Here is an 18,172-nt window from a genome sequence, read left to right on the forward strand (position 1 = left end):
CCGACAGTGCCAATCCGAGAGGGGAAGGTGGAGCACCCCGCCCACGACTCCGCCGAAACGGACCGCCAGAAGAAAGGGAAGTACCAATTTGTCACGGGCGTGACGTTGGTGGCGCTTGAGGACCGGGTCAATCAGCTGATTGACGAACATCCAGATTTGACGCTGAAGCAAGTATTGTTTGCGCAGGGAACCGGGTTCGTGGCCGTGCTCGAGCGGTCGGCGTGAGATCCGCGTCGTACCGCTCCTGTACGCCGTAATCGGTCGAACAACCAAGCGTCCGATCGGCCGGCGAGCTGTCGCCTTACCATTCGCGCAGGCTCCGAGGCGCAAACCAGCGCACGCCGACGGCGGCCGGGGCTCGGCGAAGAGTTATTGAGGAACGATGGAAGCACCCGTCAGGAAGCAATTGATTTGATTCGTTATTATTTTAGGGGCAGATTGATATGCGTTGATCCTGGTCGCGACGCGCTCAAGGCCCCCTGAATCTTCGACTTTCTCGGTCTGACCGAGAACGCCCAGGAGCGCGACATCGAACGCGCGCTCACGCAGCACATCACACGTTTCCTTCTCGAGCTGGGCGCCGGGTTCGCATTCGGATTCCCGCGTTTTCCAGGTGCGGCGATCAATCAGTTCAGCCTTGTACATGCCGCTGATCGTTTCAGGGCGTAGAATAGCGCCCCTTCTATTGGGAGACGACAATGTCCTGGTTCGTTTACGAAGTACCGGAATACCACGAAGACGCTGCACGCATTGAGCCCTTCAGCGAGCTGCGTAGCCGCGTTCTGAAAGTCGGTGGCCTGCCCATGGCCGACGAACTGGAAAGCGTTCGCGAGAACGCCGCGGCGACAGCAGACACGCCGGAGCGCCCCCTGCGTACTCCGGAAAATCCGCATGTCTTTCCGATTCCTTACGCCGACTCCATGATCCTGGTCGGGTTCATCTTCGATCTGAAACGCGAATTCCGGCAACTGGTCGTGTCGCCCGTGGAAATGCCCTGGCTGAAAGACGCGTAAAAGGTGGTCGGAACGGAAGCCGACGGGAGAGTTGCGCCTGTTCTGGCGCTGGGCCTGAATATCCAGCGTGCGCTTTCGGATATACATGCGTCGAGTTGGAGCCGCATGTCGGACTGAATCGAGCTGCGCAGTTATTAAAACAGGGCGGCGCCAAGCACATCGGACGAGAACCCAACGCCGGGCGCAATCTGAACAAGTTCGCTCATCTGCGGATTCTCCCAAGCAGACTGAACGTCGAAGCGAGCAGCGGCGTAGCGTGCGCTGCAGTTCCACACTTCGACGCCATCGCGGCTGAAGGTAGCCCATCTATCCTTTACGATCATCTCCGCGTACGGAAATACGTCGCCATGCCTATTTGCGGTGGCCGCAAAGACCGTCCGCTCACGACATTTCCCCCGGTATTTCCCATCGGGAAACGATCACGGTTCTTCGCATTCGCAATCCAGTGAGGAGCTTTGCCACGCCCGCCCCAGGTTGCGCCGGTTTTCGGATCGCGATACTTCTGCGCGATCGGCGCACGCTGTTGGACAGATTCAAGGTCATTCAGGACGTGGCGGACGACAAGCTCAAGCCGTAACGCGCAGGGGAGCGACTCGAGTTGACGACTCGACAGATTCGCCATTGCGAAACAATGACGGACAGGCAGACAGAAGTGCAATTGCGCTACGAAAACGGTACGTATGGCACGCTCGCGAGTTCATTGACGCGCCTGGCGTTTCGACTTATACGGCCCAGCATTCATGCTCATTCGACGTTAAATAATAAATAGAATAATTCAATTAAATGTAATGAAAAATGTTCAATAAAAATCAGCTTGAACTGACGATCTGCATTTCATAAGCTTCGTCGAGCGTGCACGAATACTCCCGTTCTCATTGAAGCGAGGATACCCATGTCAAACAGCGATAAATGGCGCGTGGTGGCAGCCAACGTGATTGCGCATGCCTGGCGCGATCCTGCCTACAAGGCGAGCGTCCTGCAAAACCCCAAAGCCGCGCTGGCGGCCGCCGGCCTTACCCTGCCCGACTCGGTCCAGGTCTCGGCATTGGAAAACAGCTCGCAAAACAAGTACGTGGTACTGCCGGCCCAGGACCGCCTCGAAGCGGACCCCGTTGCCGGAGCGAAGCTCCTCAAGGCGATTACGCCGCTGCCCAAGGGCGTGCGCGTCACGCTGCTGCAGGACACCGCGGACACGCGCCATTTTGTATTGCCTGTCCCGCCGGCCCAAACCACGTTGCAGCCTCACACCGATGCGGCGGCGGCCACCGCCATGGCTGCCGGCTGGGAAGCCGTCAATCTGTACACCACCGCCAATGCGGTGGGAGAAGCCAATGCGGCCGGCGTCCAGAACGTGGCTGGCGCGACCGAGGGCGTGGTCGTCGCGGTCGGCGCCGCCGTGCTGACCTGATCTTGTCCGACAGGCGGTGAGCGATCCCCGGATCGCCGGCGTTTGGGGATCGCGTGAGCCGATGCGCCCATCGACAGGGCGAACCGACGCCGGCGCCAGCGTTGAACGGACGAGGAGACGGCATGGCCGACATGCGCAAAGAACGTGAAGAGCGGGCCTGGGAAATCGCGCGCGGCTTTGGCGAGGACGTTGTCCCGCTGTTTACCGTTCCCGGCTGCGCCGATTCCGACTACGTCATCGACGTCGCCCGGACCAAGCGCCTGCTGGAACGGTGGTCGATGGACAACGTGTTCCGCGCCCGTCTCTACGAGCATCCGCAGGAAGCATGCGACGCCTACGGCATCGACATCGATCCGCAGAACGTTCGGATCCTGTGGCACGAACAGGAAGCGCGTCAACGCAAGCAGGATCGGGCAAACGGCCTGCCCGCCCCCGAAGACTCCCGCTCGGTGCGGCGCTATCGTTCCTTCATTGCCGAAAAGCTGGCGTTTCGCGACTGGATGCGCGACGTCAAGGCAGGCGTTTCCGGCCGGTTCGGCCTGTGGCGGCTGCAGCAGATGCATCGCTGCACGCTGGAACTCGGGCCAGCCAAGTCGGCGGGGCTCGTGCACGCGACGGTGGCCTTCGAATTGCAGAAAGGATGTTCGGTCGGATGCTGGTTCTGTGGCGTGGGCGCGGAGAAGCTGAGCGCTCATTTTGCGTACACGGCCGAGCATGCGGCCTTGTGGCGCGACACGCTGGACGTGTGTCGCGACGTCTTTGGCGATTCTGTCTTCAACGGATTCTGCTATTGGGCGTCCGATCCGCTGGACAATCCCGATTACATCCATTTCATTACCGATTTCCGGCGCGCTTTCGGCCGGTATCCGCAGACCACCACTGCCATTCCGTTGCGCAACGAGGCGATGACGCGCGAGATCCTCGACATGGTCAGGGATTGCGCCGGCGAGATCCAGCGATTCTCGATCCTCACGCTGAAAATGCTGGACGACGTCCACAGTCGCTTTACCCCGGAAGAACTGATCAACGTGGAGCTGCTGCCGCTCAATCGCGAGTCCGGTGTGCCCAAGGCCAATGCAGGCCGCGCCCGCGTCAAGTCGCCGCGCGGCCATGCCAAGACGAGCGACGAACAGCCGCAGACCATCGCTTGCGTGAGCGGCTTCCTCTTCAACATGGTCGACCGCTCGGTCCGAATGGTGACGCCGTGCCATGCATCGGATCGCTGGCCGAACGGCTATCGCGTGCTGGCCCAAGGACATTTCGACAACGCGGAGCAGTTGCGCAAGCTCCTGATCCGGTTGATCAACGGCGCCGGGCATGTCGTGACGCCCGACACCACGGTCGCCCTCAACCCCTGCCTCGTCGCCACGACCGTGACCCGGGAGGGCTACGACATTGCGTCCATCTGGGTCAGGCGCACCCTGGTCAACTTCCCCGCGTTCGCGGCGCTGGATCGCCTGCTGCGAGACGGCGTCCACACGGCGGCCGACGTCGCAATCCGCATCGAGGACGAAACCGGCACGCCGTTGGTGGACACGTTCAACATCCTCAACGAGTTGATGCGCCTCGGCGCACTGGATACCGAACCTGCGGAGGCCGAACCGGTCGTGCAACGCGTCGTCGCCGTCAAGGCCATGGACTCGGCATGACCCGGGGGCCCGAAGCCGCGGCCGACGCCCCGCTCCCCGGCGTCGACATCGTATTGGTCAACATGCCGTATGCCGGCGTCGAGCGGCCGTCGATCTCGATCGGCCTGTTGCATCGCATCCTGACGGATGCCGGATTCTCGGTTCGCTCGGACTACGCGAATGTGCGTTTTGCCGAGCGCATCGGCATTCAGGCCTATCAGTTCATCGACATCACGCGATCCGAGGATGTGGTCGGTGAATGGACATTCCGTCAAGCGGCGTTCCCCGACTACCAGCCCGATGACGACGCCTATCTGGCGCAATTGCTGGAGCGGCTGATCATGCTCCCGGAAAGTCGCGAGCGCCTGGGCCTCGACGGCTTGCGCCGCATGCTGCACGACATGCGTGATGCGGCCAACCGGTTCGTCACCGATACCGCGAACCGGATTCTCGAGATGCAGCCGCGCATCGTCGGGTGTTCGTCCACCTTTCAGCAACACCTTGCGTCGCTCGCGCTGCTGCGGCGAATCAAGGAAATGTCACCCGGCACGGTCACCATGATGGGCGGTGCCAATTGCGAAACCGTCATGGGCCGAACCACCCATCGCAATTTCGCCTGGGTGGACTATGTCGCGTCCGGCGAGGCGGACAGCATCATCGCGCATGTCGTCGGCAGGATCCTGCGGGCGAAGCCCGGCGCGGTTCCGTACGGCCTGCCCGATGCGATCCTGACGCCGCGCCACCGAACGGCGGGCTACCCTGTCGATCCCGGCTCGAACGACGGCGTGCCGCGCCACTCGTCGCCGTCGATCGAGCATCTGGCGACGCCCGCCTTCGGCGACTATTTCGACACCCTGCGCGACAGCGCGCTCGCCGCCTTGATCGACCCGGGCCTGCCGGTCGAAACCTCGCGCGGCTGCTGGTGGGGGCAAAAGAAGCACTGCACGTTCTGCGGATTGAATGGCGGCGGCATGGCCTATCGCAGCCGCAGCGCGGAACGCGTGCTCGGGCAATTCGACGAGCTGTCGGCATCCTATGGCATTCGCAAGTTCGAGGTCGTCGACAACATCCTCGACATGCGCCACTTCGAGACGTTGCTCCCGCAACTGCAAGGCCGCGGCTTCCGTCTGTTCTACGAAACGAAATCGAACCTGCGGCGCGACCATGTCGCCGCGCTGGCGGCCGCCGGCGTCACGTGGATCCAGCCGGGCATCGAAAGCCTGCATTCCCGGGTCCTGGCGTTGATGGACAAGGGCGCGCAAGCCTGGATGAACGTGCAACTGCTCAAATGGTCGCGCGAATTCGGTCTGCGGCTGTCGTGGTCCCTGCTGTTCGGATTTCCGGGCGAAGACGACGCCGATTACCAGGTCATGGCCGACATGGTGCCGAAGATCTGTCACATGCAGCCGCCCGGCGGCATGATCCACATTCGTTTCGACCGCTACAGCCCGTATCACGGCAAAGCGGCGGACTATGGCCTGGAGCTCGTTCCGGCCCGGCTGCTGCAGTACGTCTATCCGCTGTCGCCGGCGGACCTGATGGATCAAAGCTATTTCTTCGAAGAGCGCGGCGTCGCGGACCTGGGCCGCAACCTGTCGGTCGGGCTGACGCTGGAGCGCCCCGGAGCCGATGCGTTGCGCAAGGCGCTGGTCGCGTGGTCCAGGGCGTTCTGGTCCGGCATGCCGGCGGTGCTGTGCGAGGAACCCGACGGCGCCGGGCTTCGCCTGCTGGACACGAGACCGCTGGCGGCCGAGCGGCAGGTCCGGCTCGATGGCGCTGCCGCCGCCATCCTCAGGCTGTGCGACGGCGCGCGCAACACCGCCACGCTGCCGGAAAAGCTGCGCTCGGACGGGCGCTTCGCCGGCACTGACGAACAGATCGCCGACGCCCTCGCCTTTTTGCTCGAACGGGCGTACGCCATCGAACTGGACGGACGGATCCTGTCGCTGACGTTGAAAGGCGATCTCCCCAGCCTGCCCGACGGCTCGGAATTTCCGGGCGGCTTCGTCTGGCGCCCGGACTACACCACGGGCAAGGTCGCCGCGCGCCCCGAAACGGCCGTGGAGGAATGAGGTCATGCCGATGCGGATGGAGGCCGATCCTGGATCGAACCACCACGACGACGCCGACGATGGCCCGTGCGACGTCCTGTTCGTCTATCTGCCCTATGGCGCAATCGAACGTCCGTCCATCGCGCTCGGGCTGTTGAAGCAGGTGCTCGTCGATCACGGCTTTTCGGCGGGCGTGCACTACGCGAACATCACGTTCGCCGAGCAGATCGGCTTGCCCGTCTATGACGCGATTTCCCGACTGTCGCGAGAAATGGCCGGGGAATGGACCTTTGCCGGCGCCGCGTTTCCCGGCGCGGAGAGCGATCACGACGGTTACATGCGCACGCTTGGCGAGATACTGAAGCCGTCCGTCGCGGAAGCCGCCGCGCGCGAAATCGCGGCGCAACTGTGGCCCGTGCGCCGGCTGGCCGAGGCGTTCATCGCCCGCACCGTGGGCGAAATCGTGGCGCGGCGCCCAAGGATCGTCGGCGTCAGCTCGATGTTCCAGCAGCACTGCGCCGCCCTTGCGCTGCTGCGGCACCTGAAGCATGCGGATCCCGACATCGTCACGTTGATCGGCGGTGCGAACTGCGAAGACGCGATGGGGCTCGCGACGTGGCGCAATTTCCCCTTTGTCGACTACGTGGTGTCCGGCGAGGCCGATGAGCTGTTGCCGGACCTGGTCGCCAATGCGCTGCGATACCGCGCCAAGACCCCGCCGGCCCTGCTTCCGGCCGGTGTCCTGGGACGCGGAGGGCCGGCGGGCGTCGCCCCGCCCGCTGGCATCGGGCGGGCGCGCGTCGAGCGGCTGGACGGCAGCCCGACTCCCGATTACCGGGACTATTTCCGCCGCTTGTCGCATTCGCCCTTGCGCGACCTGATCCGCCCCGGCCTCCCGATCGAGACGGCGCGAGGCTGCTGGTGGGGCGCCGTGCGGCACTGCACATTCTGCGGCCTGAACGGGAGTTCGATGGCGTTCCGCGCCAAGTCGCCGGAACGGGCAATCGAAGAGTTCTCGACGCTCGCGGACCGGCACGGCATCAACCGTTTCATGGTGGTCGACAACATCATCGACCTCGATTATTTCAAGACCGTGCTGCCTCGTCTGCGCGAAGACCACGCAGGCGACTGGCAGATCTTCTACGAAACCAAGGCCAACCTTCGTCGCGACCAGGTCGCGCTGATGCGCGATGCCGGCATCGCCTGGATCCAGCCCGGCATCGAGAGCCTGAACGACAATCTGCTGAAGCAGATGGCAAAGGGAACGACGGCGCTGATCAACACGCGCCTGCTCAAATGGGCGCGGGAAGACGGCTTGTTCGTGTCCTGGAACATCCTGTTCGATATTCCCCAGGAGAACGATGACGATTACCGCGACATGGCCGGACTGATCCCGGCCCTCGTCCACCTGCAGCCGCCGCAGGCGATGGTGCGGATTCGTGTCGAACGATTCAGCCCGTACCAGAAAACGCCCGAGCTTTACGAGTTGAACATTGCGCCTGCGTGGCCCTACCGCTACATCTACCCGTTGGCGGAGCAGCAGCTTGCCCAGCTTTGCTACAACTTCGACACCCTCGGCAAGGCGCGCCTGCAAACGACCGGCGATTCGATTCCGGGTGCGAGCCCGCCGATCGAGCCCGGCAGCGGCGTTGCCCTGTGTCATCAGGCCGTGACCGCCTGGCGGCAGCTTCACGACGCCGCCGCCAAGCCGCTGCTGTGCATTACCCCGCGCGCCGACGGCGGCGCCACGGTGCTCGATACGCGTCCCTGCGCGCGCCAGCGCGTGAGCCAGGTGTCGGCCACGGCAGCCGGGATACTGGCGCTATGCGACGGCGGAGCGACATCGGCGCAGATCGACCGAGGCCGGCTCGCGCCGGGAGAATGGGACGCGCTGATCAGCAACCGGTGGCTGCTCGCCCTCGGCGAAAAATACCTGTCGCTGCCCGTCAACGGCGACGTACCGGCCTTGCCGGCCCGCCAACGCTTTCCCGGCGGCTACATCACGACCGGCCCCGAATCGTCGGGGCTGCTGCTGGCGGAATGACGGCGGCATGTCACGGAACGCGTTGCGTCATGCCGGCCGACACCAGAATTGGTACATCGCGCGAAAGGTATCGGGATAAATCTCTTCGAACGCGGCCCATCCGGCGAGATCCGCGTCGTCGTCAGCGGCGAGCAACGCGCGCTTGCACGCATGGATGTCCGGATCGACCTGATCGAAACCGAGGAATGCCAGCCCCAGCGCCGTCAATGCGCGGGCGATGCGGGGAATGTCGAACGGATCTTCATGTTCGTTGACCATCAGATCCCGAAAGCCGGCCAGGCTGTAGAAATCGGTGTAGCGCCAGACCGATGCGAGGGCATCGTCATGAGGAAGGGCAAGCAGCCGGGCGCGCGCCGCCCGCAACGCATCGTCATCGCATGGCGGAACGACCAGGTCCGCGATGCGCTGGCGCGCCGCCGCCACGCCGCGGCGCGCCAGCGCGCTGTACAACCCGATCCGCATCGTGCCGCCGGGCGCCAGCGCCGGCATCAGCGCGCGCCAGCCGGCCTCGGGATCGGCCAGATGATGCAGCACGCCGCCGCATTCGATGTGGTCGAAGGTCCCGCCCAGCGACGCCGCATCGTGCAAGTCCACGCATGCGAACGAAATCGTCGAGATCCCCAGCGCCCTCGCCCGTGCTTCCGCATATCGCAAACTGGCGGTGCTGACGTCGATGGCAACGATGTCGGCGTCGGGCATCGCGGATGCCAGTTGCGCCGCATGTCGTCCCGTGCCGCAACCCGCCACGAGGATCCGGGGCCGCCCGCGGGGCACCGGGGACGACGCGTGGCGGAACGGTCCGCAGAATCCGGCAAAGCCTTGCGGCGGCCTGCGCGTGATGCGCTGCCAGACCGGGTAGGCATGCGCTTCGTACTGCGCATGCAGACGTGCGGCAACGTCGCCCGATTCGATGCCCTGCGGCTTGTACGCCGGTTCGATGTCCGGATACGCATCGCAGATCGATCGGGCTGCATCCAGCCGGCAGTGCGCCGCTTCGTCGGCCGGCACCGGCCACGCGCCGCCATTCAGCCGGCATTGAGCCGCCAACGCCCGGCACAACGCCGGATAACGATCGCTCTCGTGCGACAGCAGCAGCCATCGCCGCACCCGGGACAGCATGCGCTCGATCGTTCGATTGGGCGGCAAGCCCTGCGAAATCAGTTCCAGCGCAAGGGGACGCGCATTCAGCAGCGACGCCAGTGCCGCCGGATCCTCGGCGTGCCCATCCGCGCCGATCAGGCGTGCCAGGCCGGGGTCGCGCGCCTGTTGCAGCCATCCCGCGGCCGTCAGTTGCTGTGCGTCGACGTCCGCATCACGCAACAGCGCGACAAGCGGCGCTTCGTCATCGGCCGAACGCACGATGGCGTCCGGATGAGACTTCAGCAGATCGACCAGTCGCGAACGGACAGACAGATCGGCCGGCCAGCGTCGCATCGCGTCGAACAACAGCGCGAGCGCCGCGGTGTGTTCACCGCGATCCGCGAGCCAGCTCGCGAGCAATGGATAGGCCGGCGCAAATTCCGGCGCATCGGCGATGCAGCAGCGTGCCTGCGCGATGGCGGCATCCAGGTCGCCTTGCGCCGCGAGGGCCGCACCAAGGTTGAAGCGCGTCGCCACGAGGCCTGGATCGACGGCGAGCGAGCGACGAAAGTCGTTTGCCGCGCTCGCCGCCCGCCCCAACGCAAGCAACGCGCGGCCTCGATCGTTCCACATCGGCGCCGATCCCGCCGCCTGAGCCACCGGCAACGCGGCATCGAGCCGGGCAAGCGCCAGTTCCGGCAGACCGCACGCCAGCGCGACGGCCGCAGCCAGGTGCAATCCCGCTGCGTCGCCGCGCTCGGCCGCGGCCTCGGCCAGCCGATCGGCGAGCGTTCGGGCGTCCTCTCGCCGTCCCGACGTCCACGCGTCGCGAACGTGTTGCGACAGGGCTTCTCCGCTCGGCGGGAGGGAAGTTGTGGAGACGCTCATGATTGCCCCGTTCGTGTCGTCGGCAAACTCACCGCAGTCCATTCAACCGTGTCCACACAGTGAACGATGAATACAGCTCCTTCGCGTGATCATAGCGCGCCGTCTTCGGCGTCCGAACTGCCCGCCCGCCAGGCGCGGGTCTGGCGGCAGATTTGCCATATGGCGGAAGGACTGGCCATCGCTCCGGCGATTGACAGCCTGATCCGTCACGACGCGGTGGTCGCGCGCGCGGATACGAACGTCCCGTCCGCGTCATCGTGCAATCCCGGTTTCGTCGGCGTCGCCCGGCGTGCGCTGGCGCAGCAGGGCCGGCTGACACCGGGAGACGCGGCGAATCATGACTGGTTGAGGCGGCTGGACGACTATCGTCACGTGCCTGCCCTGCTGGACCTGTGTCACGCGCTGCTGGCCGGCGAGCCAGGCAACGCACAGCGCGCGACGGCCCCCCTGCTGCGAGCCTGGAGCGTGGCCAGCGATTTCCCCGACCGCATCGCGACTGAATTGCTCGCGTTCGTGGCGGCGCCGACGCTTCTGACGCTGGCCGATAGCGGGTGCCTGCCGCCGTTTCGGCCTGAATCGTTCCCGTTGCCGGCCGACGTTTGGCCCGTCGGCGCCGCGGGCCGGCATGCGCAGGCGGCGCTGCGATGGCTCGGCTGGGTCGACGGACCGGCGGCGGCCCCGCAGTTGACAACGGAAGGCCGCATGGCGGCCGCCTTTTCCGGGCAGTTCCGCTATCCGCTGTCCTACCTGCCGATGTTGACCCGCATGGACTCGCTCCTGTTCGGCGATCCGGGCATCGCGCTGGCACGCAGCGGCGACGCGACGGAGCGTCACCTGGACCGTGCCGCCGACATTCGCTTCTCGACCGAAGTGTTCCAGCGCAGCTGCGCACCTGTCCTGTCGGCAATGGCCGTGCCGCTCTTTCATCGCAGCCGGGGGGACAGCCGGCCACGGGTCGTCGTCGACGTTGGCTGCGGCGAAGCGACGTTGCTGGTGAGTTTGCTTCGTGCCATTGCGAGCGACCCCGCTTCGGCGGACGCCGCGGAAAATCTTCTGCTGGTCGGCGTCGAAAACAATCCGGTGGCGGAGCAGGCGGCGAAACGCACGCTGGCAACTTGCGGAGCGAAGCACGTACTGATACGCGGAGACATCTCGTACCCGGACGCCATTGCCGCGCGTCTCGCCGTCGACGGAATCGATTTTGCCGATGCGCTCCATGTCAACAAGTCAGTCATCCACGACCGGGAACTGGTTGACGCGTCGCCATCGGAGGCGACGCAAGCGGAACGGCACGGCGCGCGCGCCGGCCTTCCGGGTGCGAATGCCGGTGACGGAATCTTCGCGCGGCCCGACGGCAGCCTCGTCGATGCGTCCGCCGCGCAGGACGATCTCGTTCGTTTCTTTCGACGCTGGCGCCCCTATCTCGCGCGTCACGGCATGATCGCGCTCGAGCCGCACGCGCTCACGGTCGACGCGGCGGCGGCGCTGTCGGGGCGCAGTATGACGGCCGTGATGGAGGCGCTGCACGGGTTTTCCGGCCAGTATCTGGTCACCCTGGACCGCTTTACCGAGGCAATCGGCGCCTCGGAGCTGTGCCTCGCCGCGCAACGGCTGATCGGATCGGAACTGACCGGGCACGTGCACATGAGCTGCAGCCATCTCGTCGCCAAGCGCGATTCACGACATGGCCTGTAGAAAACCGGCCACGACCGGCGCCAGCGCGCTGACGTCGAATTGGTAAGCCCCGTGCCCGAACGGGCTGGTCAGATGATGATGGGAGACGGCGGTGCCGTTGCTCGCGATCGCATCCGCGAGCCGCGCGATCTCGGCACGCGGGTAGCGCCAGTCCGATTCGTAGGACACCAGCAGCATCGGCTTGTCGATGGCCGACACGCCGGACGACAGGTCGGGATATCCGTCCGCCAGATCGAACAGATCCATTGCCTTCGTCAGGCAGATCAGCGAATTGGGATCGAAGCGCAGGCTTGCGTTCGCGCGCACGCGGGCAAGAAAGGCTTCGACGGCGAATTCGGGTGCCGGAAACGCGAGCGGCGGCACACCGCCATCGGTCGCCGGTGAATCGGCCCGGCGCCTGCCGAACTTTTCCGCCAGCGTGTCCCGGTCGAGCCACAGGACGGACCCGATCATCGCACCCAGCCCCATGCCTGCCAGCGGCCCCTGCGCGTGTCCGTAATAATCGCCGCCCTGCCAGGCGGGATCGGCGTAGATCGCCTGCCGCATCAGCTCCCACAACGCGATGGTGTACGCGGACGTGAACGGCGTCGCGCTGATGGCGATCGCGCACGACAAGCGAGTCGGATGACGTCGCGCGAATTCCAGTACCTGGAAGCCACCCATGCAGCCGCCGGCGACCGCGCGAAACCGGGGAATGTCCAGGCGATCCTGCAATCTGACCCATGCATCGGCCATGTCCGCCATGGTGACGCGCGGGAAGCGCATGCCGAAAGGCCGGCCAGTATGCGGATCCGTGGCGGCCGGCCCAGTCGATCCGGCGCATCCGCCTGGCACGTTCGCACAGACGACGAAGTAGCGATCGGTATCGAACATCCGGCCCGGGCCGATCGCCAGTTGCCACCATGGCTGCGGCGGCCCGTCGGGAAGCGGGGCGCCGGCCGCATTCTGATTTCCCGTCAGTCCATGGCAAATCATGATCGCGTTATCGCGACTGTCGTTCAGCCTGCCATACGTTTCCACGGCCAGATCCAGGCGAGCCAGCATGCCGCCAGTCGACACGCGCATCGGTTCGTCGAACGAGACCGTGAAGCGGCGTTGGCCCAGGCCCGGTTCCGTTTCTTTCTCGATCATGGGCGGAGCGACCTCGTCTACCTGCGTTTCACGATGGCGGCGAGATCAAGCCCGGCCACGTTGCGATACGCACCGATCCTGGCCTCCAACGCCCGGCATCAGGGGGCATCCATTGCCGATGCTTTCCGCAATATCGGTGCGCAACGCATTTGATTTAATAATCCGTGCAATTTTCGAGCGGCGCGAAATATTCGCGAAACTCCGTGTTAAAGCGTAGCACGCGGTACTTGCATGCAAGCATGCATTTGCTATCCGTCCGACGTCATTTTTTATGACCGGGAACGCGAGTTCCCGGATAGGTGTATCGAGTCGGCCGATTATTCGAGATTTTGTGTTTTATCGATGCGATTGCTTCGTAAATTCATTTGCAGATCGATGACGATTCCCCCTGCCGTCGGGCAGTTCGCCGGGGCAGACTGATGTCTCGTTCGAGTTCCCGCTCAAACGATCGACCGCCGCTTGTAGCGGCCAAGTTGCCATCCATGGCCCGTTCCTGATTATGATGGCGTTCGACTATCCTGTTCGGCACCCGTCACCCGCGTAATCGACCATTGTGATGCGCGGAGGCCTCGTGGACAAACTCGCCGCGCTCGCTCGCCTGCCGCCGCGTGCTACTCTCGTCAATGGCACCGGCCAAGACAGTTCCGTGGTGCGCGACCAGTGAACATTGTGGATTCACGCATCATGTACTCGATCTTGCCCGCGTTCGTATCTGCGTTGTTTCTAGGGTTTGGCCTCTACGTGCTGGCCACCAAGGGTCTCACGCGCGTGTCCGTCCCGTTCGCCTTGATGTGCGCGGCGACCTTCGTCTGGCAGGGAACGTGGGCGTTCCTGTTCCAGACGACCGATGCGAACGTCGCCAACCTGTTGGTCAAGGCTGGCTATCTGTTCATCCTCTTTCTGCCGACGACCTTCTATCATTTCGTGACGGAAATCGTGTCGCGTCGGGACGAGCGGCCGATCATGTTCGCCTCCTACGGACTCTGCGTCCTGCTGGCTGGGCTGCTGGTCACGAGCAATGCGGTCGTCGATGGATTTCGCCTGCATTTCTTTGGCCCGTATCCCAAGGCGGGCCTGCTGCATCCGCTGCACGTCGTGCAAACGGTATTGCTGGTCGGCCGCAGCGGTTGGCTCCTGATCGACGCAAGACGACAGGGGCGAGCGCGAGACGTCCGGCAACTGCTTGCGCAATGTCTCGTCAGCCTGGGCTTCTACTCGCTCGCGGCCACCGACTATGCGGTGAACTACGGCGTCGAGTTCTATCCGGTGGGGGTGCTGTTTATCGCGATCAGTCTCGGGATTCTCGCGACGTCGATCGTCCGTTATGGCCTGATGGGCCCCTATCTCCTGGCTGCGACGGTCGCGCACGAGGTGGCCACGCCGCTGGCGGCGATCGGTCTGCACGCGGACGAACTGCGCAACGTCCTGCCGGTGTTGCTGCGCGGGTATCGGCTGGCGGTGGAGCACCGATTGTGCGCCGACGGTTTGTATCCCGGACAGCTGGAGCGACTGCCGACGCTCGCGTCGTCGATCCGGCGCCAGGTCGACACCACGAGTACTGTGGTCGAAATGTCCCTGGCGTCCTTTACGCTGGACCGACTCGATCGCCGCGGCTTCGCGGCCCATCCGATACGGGCCTGTGTCGACGCCGCGGTGGATCGCTTTCCCTTCCGTCCCGGTGAGCGGGACCGCGTATCGGTCGGCTCAATCGATCCGGACCTTCGGTTCTCCGGATCCGACTCGCTCGTGATCTTCGTCATCTTCAATCTGCTGAAAAACGCCCTGTACGCGATCCACGCAAACGGCCGTGGGCAGATCGAGATCGACGCCCATCGCAGCAACGGTTATTGCGTGGTGCGTTTCAGCGATACGGGCCCGGGCATCGCCCCCGATGTGCTCCCTCGAATCTTCGACGCCTTTTTCTCAACCAAATCGCACGGTCAAGGCGCCGGCATGGGCTTGAGTTTTTGCCGCCGCGTATGCGAAGCGCTCGGCGGCACCATCGCGTGTGAATCCATCCCTGGCGTCCGGACCACGTTCACGATTCGGCTGCCGGAGCCTGGTTCGCCGGCGGACCAGGCATTGCGCGATCCGCCGGCGCCCACCCGGCGCTATCGCATCGGGTAAGGCGGTCTCACATTCAGTTCGCGGTGGACGGCAGGATCAGTTCATATGCCTTGACCCGCTCGATGATGCCCGGCGGGAACCGGCGGATCCGCTTGTCGGAACCGGCAAACACGATCTGCTGATACCCCAGCGACACCTGTCGTCCGTCAACGTAGAAGCGAAACAGCAGATAGGCCGAACACTGCCGGACCTCGAACGTGTTGAGATAACAATCGACCCGCTGGAACGGAAACGTCTCGTGGACGTATTCCTGATGCGCGCGTTTCGTCACGAACGACCCGCCGGCCGCCAGCAGGTTGTTGTGGATGCATTCGTGAAACCAGCGTTCACGGCACACGCCCTGCCATTCGAAGTAGCGTGCGAAATAAGTGTTCATGAAGGCATTGGAATCCTTGAGGTAAATGTCGATCACATGGTGGAAGGTTTTCTCGGACAGATGTGCCGTTTCGTTGGAAAGGACTTGAAGAATCGCGTCTCGCGTCAACATGGATAACTCCTTGAGTCGCTACTGGCGGTAGCGGCGCATTCCTTCAACGAGAAGGAATGGCCCGATTCTCCCCGTGCAATTCCGATGAGCGGCGCGGTCAAGACGCGCCGAATTCGCAAATGACGAGCAGTTGATATGCGTCCCACTTTCGCCGGATAATTGGCGCGGTCGTGCAACGCGACCGTCATTCGCGGTAACGTGTCTCCGGTACCGCATCTTCTTTTGCTGATTTATCGAGACTCGTATGCAACCCTTCGTTAGCCAGCCGGTGCTCTATCCCGTGTCCGTGGTGTTTGTCGACGACAATCCGGATTTCCTGCAGGCGCTGCGGGGCGCATTTCCGGACGAACACCTGAACCGCTTTTTTACGCAACCGCAGGCGGCGCTCGACTTCGTGTCGTCGCGTGACGCGGAGCTGCCACCCACGGCCGCGGACTATTTCGGTGCGGAGAAAAAAGGCGGAAATGCGATCGGCCAGGATGCGCTCACCGATCCCGCCCGATTCGAGGCGGTGGGCGCGGTGGTCGTTGATTATTCAATGCCGGAGGTCGACGGCGTCCAGTTTCTGTCCTCCATCCGCAACGCGAACTGCATGAAAATCCTGCTCACCGGCATCGCCGATGAGCGCGTGGCGGTGGACGCGTTCAACGCGGGACTGATCGATTGCTATCTGAAGAAAACCGACGTCGAGATGGCGCGCAAGCTGGCAACCGTGCTGGACAACGCGAAACGCAAGTACTGCGCGGCCCGCGGGCACATCAGCCTGCATGAAGCGGGGTCGACCTACCGGGATCCGCGGATCGTCAAACTGATCGATGAGGTGGCCGCGCGGGAAGGCATCGTCGAATACTACTGGCGCCCCAACCAGGACGCGGTGCTGATGTTCGACGCGGCCGGCGCGCCAAGTGTATTTCTCGCCTGGAACGAAGAGGACTGGTCGTTCCACTGCGATATCGTGGCCGACGCGGACGGGCCGGCCGAATTGTGCCGCGGCATGGAAGCGCGCCGTATCATGCCGCTGTTCTGGCCATCTCAGGCCTATCGGCCGGGCCTCGCGGACGTTCACTGCGCGGCCCCGCTACCCGTTCCGGGATGGAACGGCACGTTTTATAGCTGGACCCGTCTGGATGATTCGGCCACCGAGCGCGAGCTGCCGACGTTGGCAAAATGGCGTCACGCGTAAGCGATCATCCGCCTGTCTCCCAACGGAAAGGAGAGGTGGTGCGATGCTGTCGTCGACTCGGTAGCAACTCAAACTGGAGCAATCCCTGTCAATATTGACAGTTATCAGCGGCGCGGATTTTTGTTCCAATAGCACCCTATTCCGAGGGCCACCCACTATTCCAATTAGACGGCACGTCCATTCAGGGCATGCCGTTGACCAGCGGCCTGCATCGCCTCCCGATATCGATCGATTCTCGATCTGATGTTGTCTCACGCTTCCGATAGCTGCAGCGACAAGCGATCCGTAAATTTCCGACTGGCGCATTGAGGCTCGGTTTCATGGGCGAAGCCAAAGCAATCATCGAGGTCTGGCGCCGGGATTACAATGAGAGCCGACCTCACTCTGCGCTCAAAGAGTCGGCACCAGCTGAATTCGCCCGTCAGCTGCTGCTTTCGGTGGGTCCGGCTGGACCCGAAACGCCGCAAAAACTTGCTCTAGATCTGGTCCAGGAAACCCAAGCGGATCAATTTCCGCAGGACCATACACAACGCGCTTGCCAAAGCCGCCTGCATCCGAGAGATCGTCCTATCGATAGCGACTGCGAAGATCCGCTATACGGCTATCGAACGCTGCGGTAAGACAAGCCGAGTCGACGCATTCCTTCGTCACCTTCTCAAGCCAGGCCTCCTGCTCAACACGCACCCCGACATCCTTACCGCCAATGCGAGCCTGTGCGGCTTCATACTCTTTTAATTCACTGGTATACGCCGTTGCAAGCGCCTGATTTCTGCAAACATTGGCACCGAAAAACGTACCATCTTCGGCGCAGCTAATACCTGCAGCACTTGGATGCGCAGTGACATCTTGTGCGCTGATTGTGGATGCCACCGACGATTCCGACCCGGCCGTCGCGGTTGTAACTTCAGGCGCAACAACGCGTTCGTTCGAGCCCAGTGCGACTCCACTATCGGAAGGTCTGTTATCCACTTGCGGGGACGCTCCCTGGGGTTCAATAGCGACAACGGGATTTGCCGTTGTGATCTTGTTGTTCGATTCTTGAACCGCCTGCGATGGCGTCTCGTTAGCGCTTGCGGACGACGAATGCTCCGAAGGCGAAGTCAGCGATATGATGGCGGCACCGGTGATACATATACCGATACCGTACAGGACTCGCTTGCCGGCGCGTCCGAAATTTCGAGTATCAGGTTCATTATTCTTATAACCGGTCTTAAATCGCCTGTCGACCTTGCGTGTGTCAACAAATCCACCGATACCGACAAGGCCAACCATAATTCCGACAAAAAATAATCCAAATCCAAAATTAATCATTTTCCAGCCTTATTGAAAATAATATTTTCATTTTTATTAAAAATTTTTGTTTTAATCAAAAAATAAAATACATCCGAGCCAAATGATATCAAGCCTGACTCGCCTCCCTCGTCAAGCAGCGATAAA

At 63.2% G+C, this 18,172-nt stretch carries 13 protein-coding genes and 3 pseudogenes; 11 read left to right on the forward strand and 5 right to left on the reverse strand.

Annotation, left to right across the window (positions count from 1 at the left end):
* The first annotated feature begins 27 nt into the window (after positions 1 to 27).
* From VL15_RS08665 to VL15_RS08675, 3 genes and pseudogenes are all read left to right on the forward strand, one after another.
* Positions 28 to 225 (forward strand): hypothetical protein, encoded by a 198-nt coding sequence (locus VL15_RS08665; RefSeq protein WP_155420160.1) that lies wholly within the window; start codon positions 28 to 30, stop codon positions 223 to 225.
* A gap of 225 nt (positions 226 to 450) precedes the next feature.
* Positions 451 to 594 (forward strand): annotated as a pseudogene (locus VL15_RS39810) (PDDEXK nuclease domain-containing protein); the annotation flags it as partial.
* Between the two features lie 104 nt (positions 595 to 698).
* Entirely contained in the window at positions 699 to 1,013 is a 315-nt protein-coding gene (locus tag VL15_RS08675; protein ID WP_048244910.1) for a hypothetical protein, read from the forward strand.
* Between the two features lie 412 nt (positions 1,014 to 1,425).
* On the opposite strand, the pseudogene VL15_RS43755 reads toward VL15_RS08675, so the two are convergent.
* Positions 1,426 to 1,533: pseudogene (locus tag VL15_RS43755) on the reverse strand (H-NS family nucleoid-associated regulatory protein); the annotation flags it as partial.
* A gap of 372 nt (positions 1,534 to 1,905) precedes the next feature.
* On the opposite strand from VL15_RS43755, the gene VL15_RS39230 reads away from it, so the two are divergent.
* The 4 genes from VL15_RS39230 to VL15_RS08700 all read left to right on the forward strand — a co-directional run bounded on the left by VL15_RS39230 (position 1,906) and on the right by VL15_RS08700 (position 8,144).
* Positions 1,906 to 2,421, forward strand: a complete 516-nt coding sequence (locus VL15_RS39230; RefSeq protein WP_063778202.1) for an NHLP leader peptide family RiPP precursor — start codon at positions 1,906 to 1,908, stop codon at positions 2,419 to 2,421.
* A gap of 122 nt (positions 2,422 to 2,543) precedes the next feature.
* Positions 2,544 to 4,070: a radical SAM family RiPP maturation amino acid epimerase gene (locus VL15_RS08690; RefSeq protein WP_053077606.1), complete on the forward strand. Its 1,527-nt coding sequence runs from the start codon at positions 2,544 to 2,546 to the stop codon at positions 4,068 to 4,070.
* Entirely contained in the window at positions 4,067 to 6,121 is a 2,055-nt protein-coding gene (locus VL15_RS08695; RefSeq protein WP_048244912.1) for a RiPP maturation radical SAM C-methyltransferase, read from the forward strand. Before VL15_RS08690 ends, VL15_RS08695 begins: the two co-directional genes overlap by 4 nt.
* 4 nt (positions 6,122 to 6,125) lie before the next feature.
* On the forward strand, positions 6,126 to 8,144 hold the full coding sequence (locus VL15_RS08700; RefSeq protein WP_053077607.1) for a RiPP maturation radical SAM C-methyltransferase: 2,019 nt from the start codon (positions 6,126 to 6,128) through the stop codon (positions 8,142 to 8,144).
* Positions 8,145 to 8,171: 27 nt separating this feature from the next.
* Here the strand turns inward: VL15_RS08700 and VL15_RS08705 are convergent, their stop codons facing one another.
* Entirely contained in the window at positions 8,172 to 10,154 is a 1,983-nt protein-coding gene (locus VL15_RS08705) for a class I SAM-dependent methyltransferase (RefSeq protein ID WP_155420161.1), read from the reverse strand.
* Positions 10,155 to 10,178: 24 nt separating this feature from the next.
* Here VL15_RS08705 and VL15_RS08710 point away from each other — a divergent pair, with 24 nt between their 5' ends.
* On the forward strand, positions 10,179 to 11,807 hold the full coding sequence (locus VL15_RS08710; protein ID WP_155420162.1) for a hypothetical protein: 1,629 nt from the start codon (positions 10,179 to 10,181) through the stop codon (positions 11,805 to 11,807).
* Here the strand turns inward: VL15_RS08710 and metX are convergent.
* Positions 11,790 to 12,938 (reverse strand): homoserine O-acetyltransferase MetX, encoded by a 1,149-nt coding sequence (gene metX, locus VL15_RS08715; protein WP_048244918.1) that lies wholly within the window; start codon positions 12,936 to 12,938, stop codon positions 11,790 to 11,792. The two genes, VL15_RS08710 and metX, sit on opposite strands and share 18 nt — an antisense overlap.
* A gap of 684 nt (positions 12,939 to 13,622) precedes the next feature.
* Between metX and VL15_RS08720 the strand changes: the two genes are divergently transcribed.
* Complete coding sequence (locus VL15_RS08720; protein ID WP_048244920.1) at positions 13,623 to 15,065, forward strand: sensor histidine kinase; 1,443 nt, start codon at positions 13,623 to 13,625, stop codon at positions 15,063 to 15,065.
* Between the two features lie 13 nt (positions 15,066 to 15,078).
* Here VL15_RS08720 and VL15_RS08725 read toward each other — a convergent pair whose 3' ends face one another.
* Positions 15,079 to 15,552, reverse strand: coding sequence for an acyl-CoA thioesterase (locus tag VL15_RS08725; protein ID WP_048244922.1), 474 nt, complete (start codon positions 15,550 to 15,552; stop codon positions 15,079 to 15,081).
* Positions 15,553 to 15,796: 244 nt separating this feature from the next.
* On the opposite strand from VL15_RS08725, the gene VL15_RS08730 reads away from it, so the two are divergent.
* Both VL15_RS08730 and VL15_RS43140 read left to right on the forward strand, forming a co-directional pair.
* Complete coding sequence (locus VL15_RS08730; RefSeq protein ID WP_048244924.1) at positions 15,797 to 16,735, forward strand: response regulator; 939 nt, start codon at positions 15,797 to 15,799, stop codon at positions 16,733 to 16,735.
* Between the two features lie 329 nt (positions 16,736 to 17,064).
* Positions 17,065 to 17,163, forward strand: a pseudogene (locus tag VL15_RS43140) (integrase core domain-containing protein); the annotation flags it as partial.
* 139 nt (positions 17,164 to 17,302) lie between these two features.
* Here the strand turns inward: VL15_RS43140 and VL15_RS41815 are convergent.
* Complete coding sequence (locus VL15_RS41815) at positions 17,303 to 18,046, reverse strand: hypothetical protein (protein WP_155420163.1); 744 nt, start codon at positions 18,044 to 18,046, stop codon at positions 17,303 to 17,305.
* Between the last annotated feature and the right edge of the window lie 126 nt (positions 18,047 to 18,172).

This window comes from Burkholderia cepacia, assembly GCF_001039005.1.
Lineage (GTDB): Bacteria > Pseudomonadota > Gammaproteobacteria > Burkholderiales > Burkholderiaceae > Burkholderia > Burkholderia theae.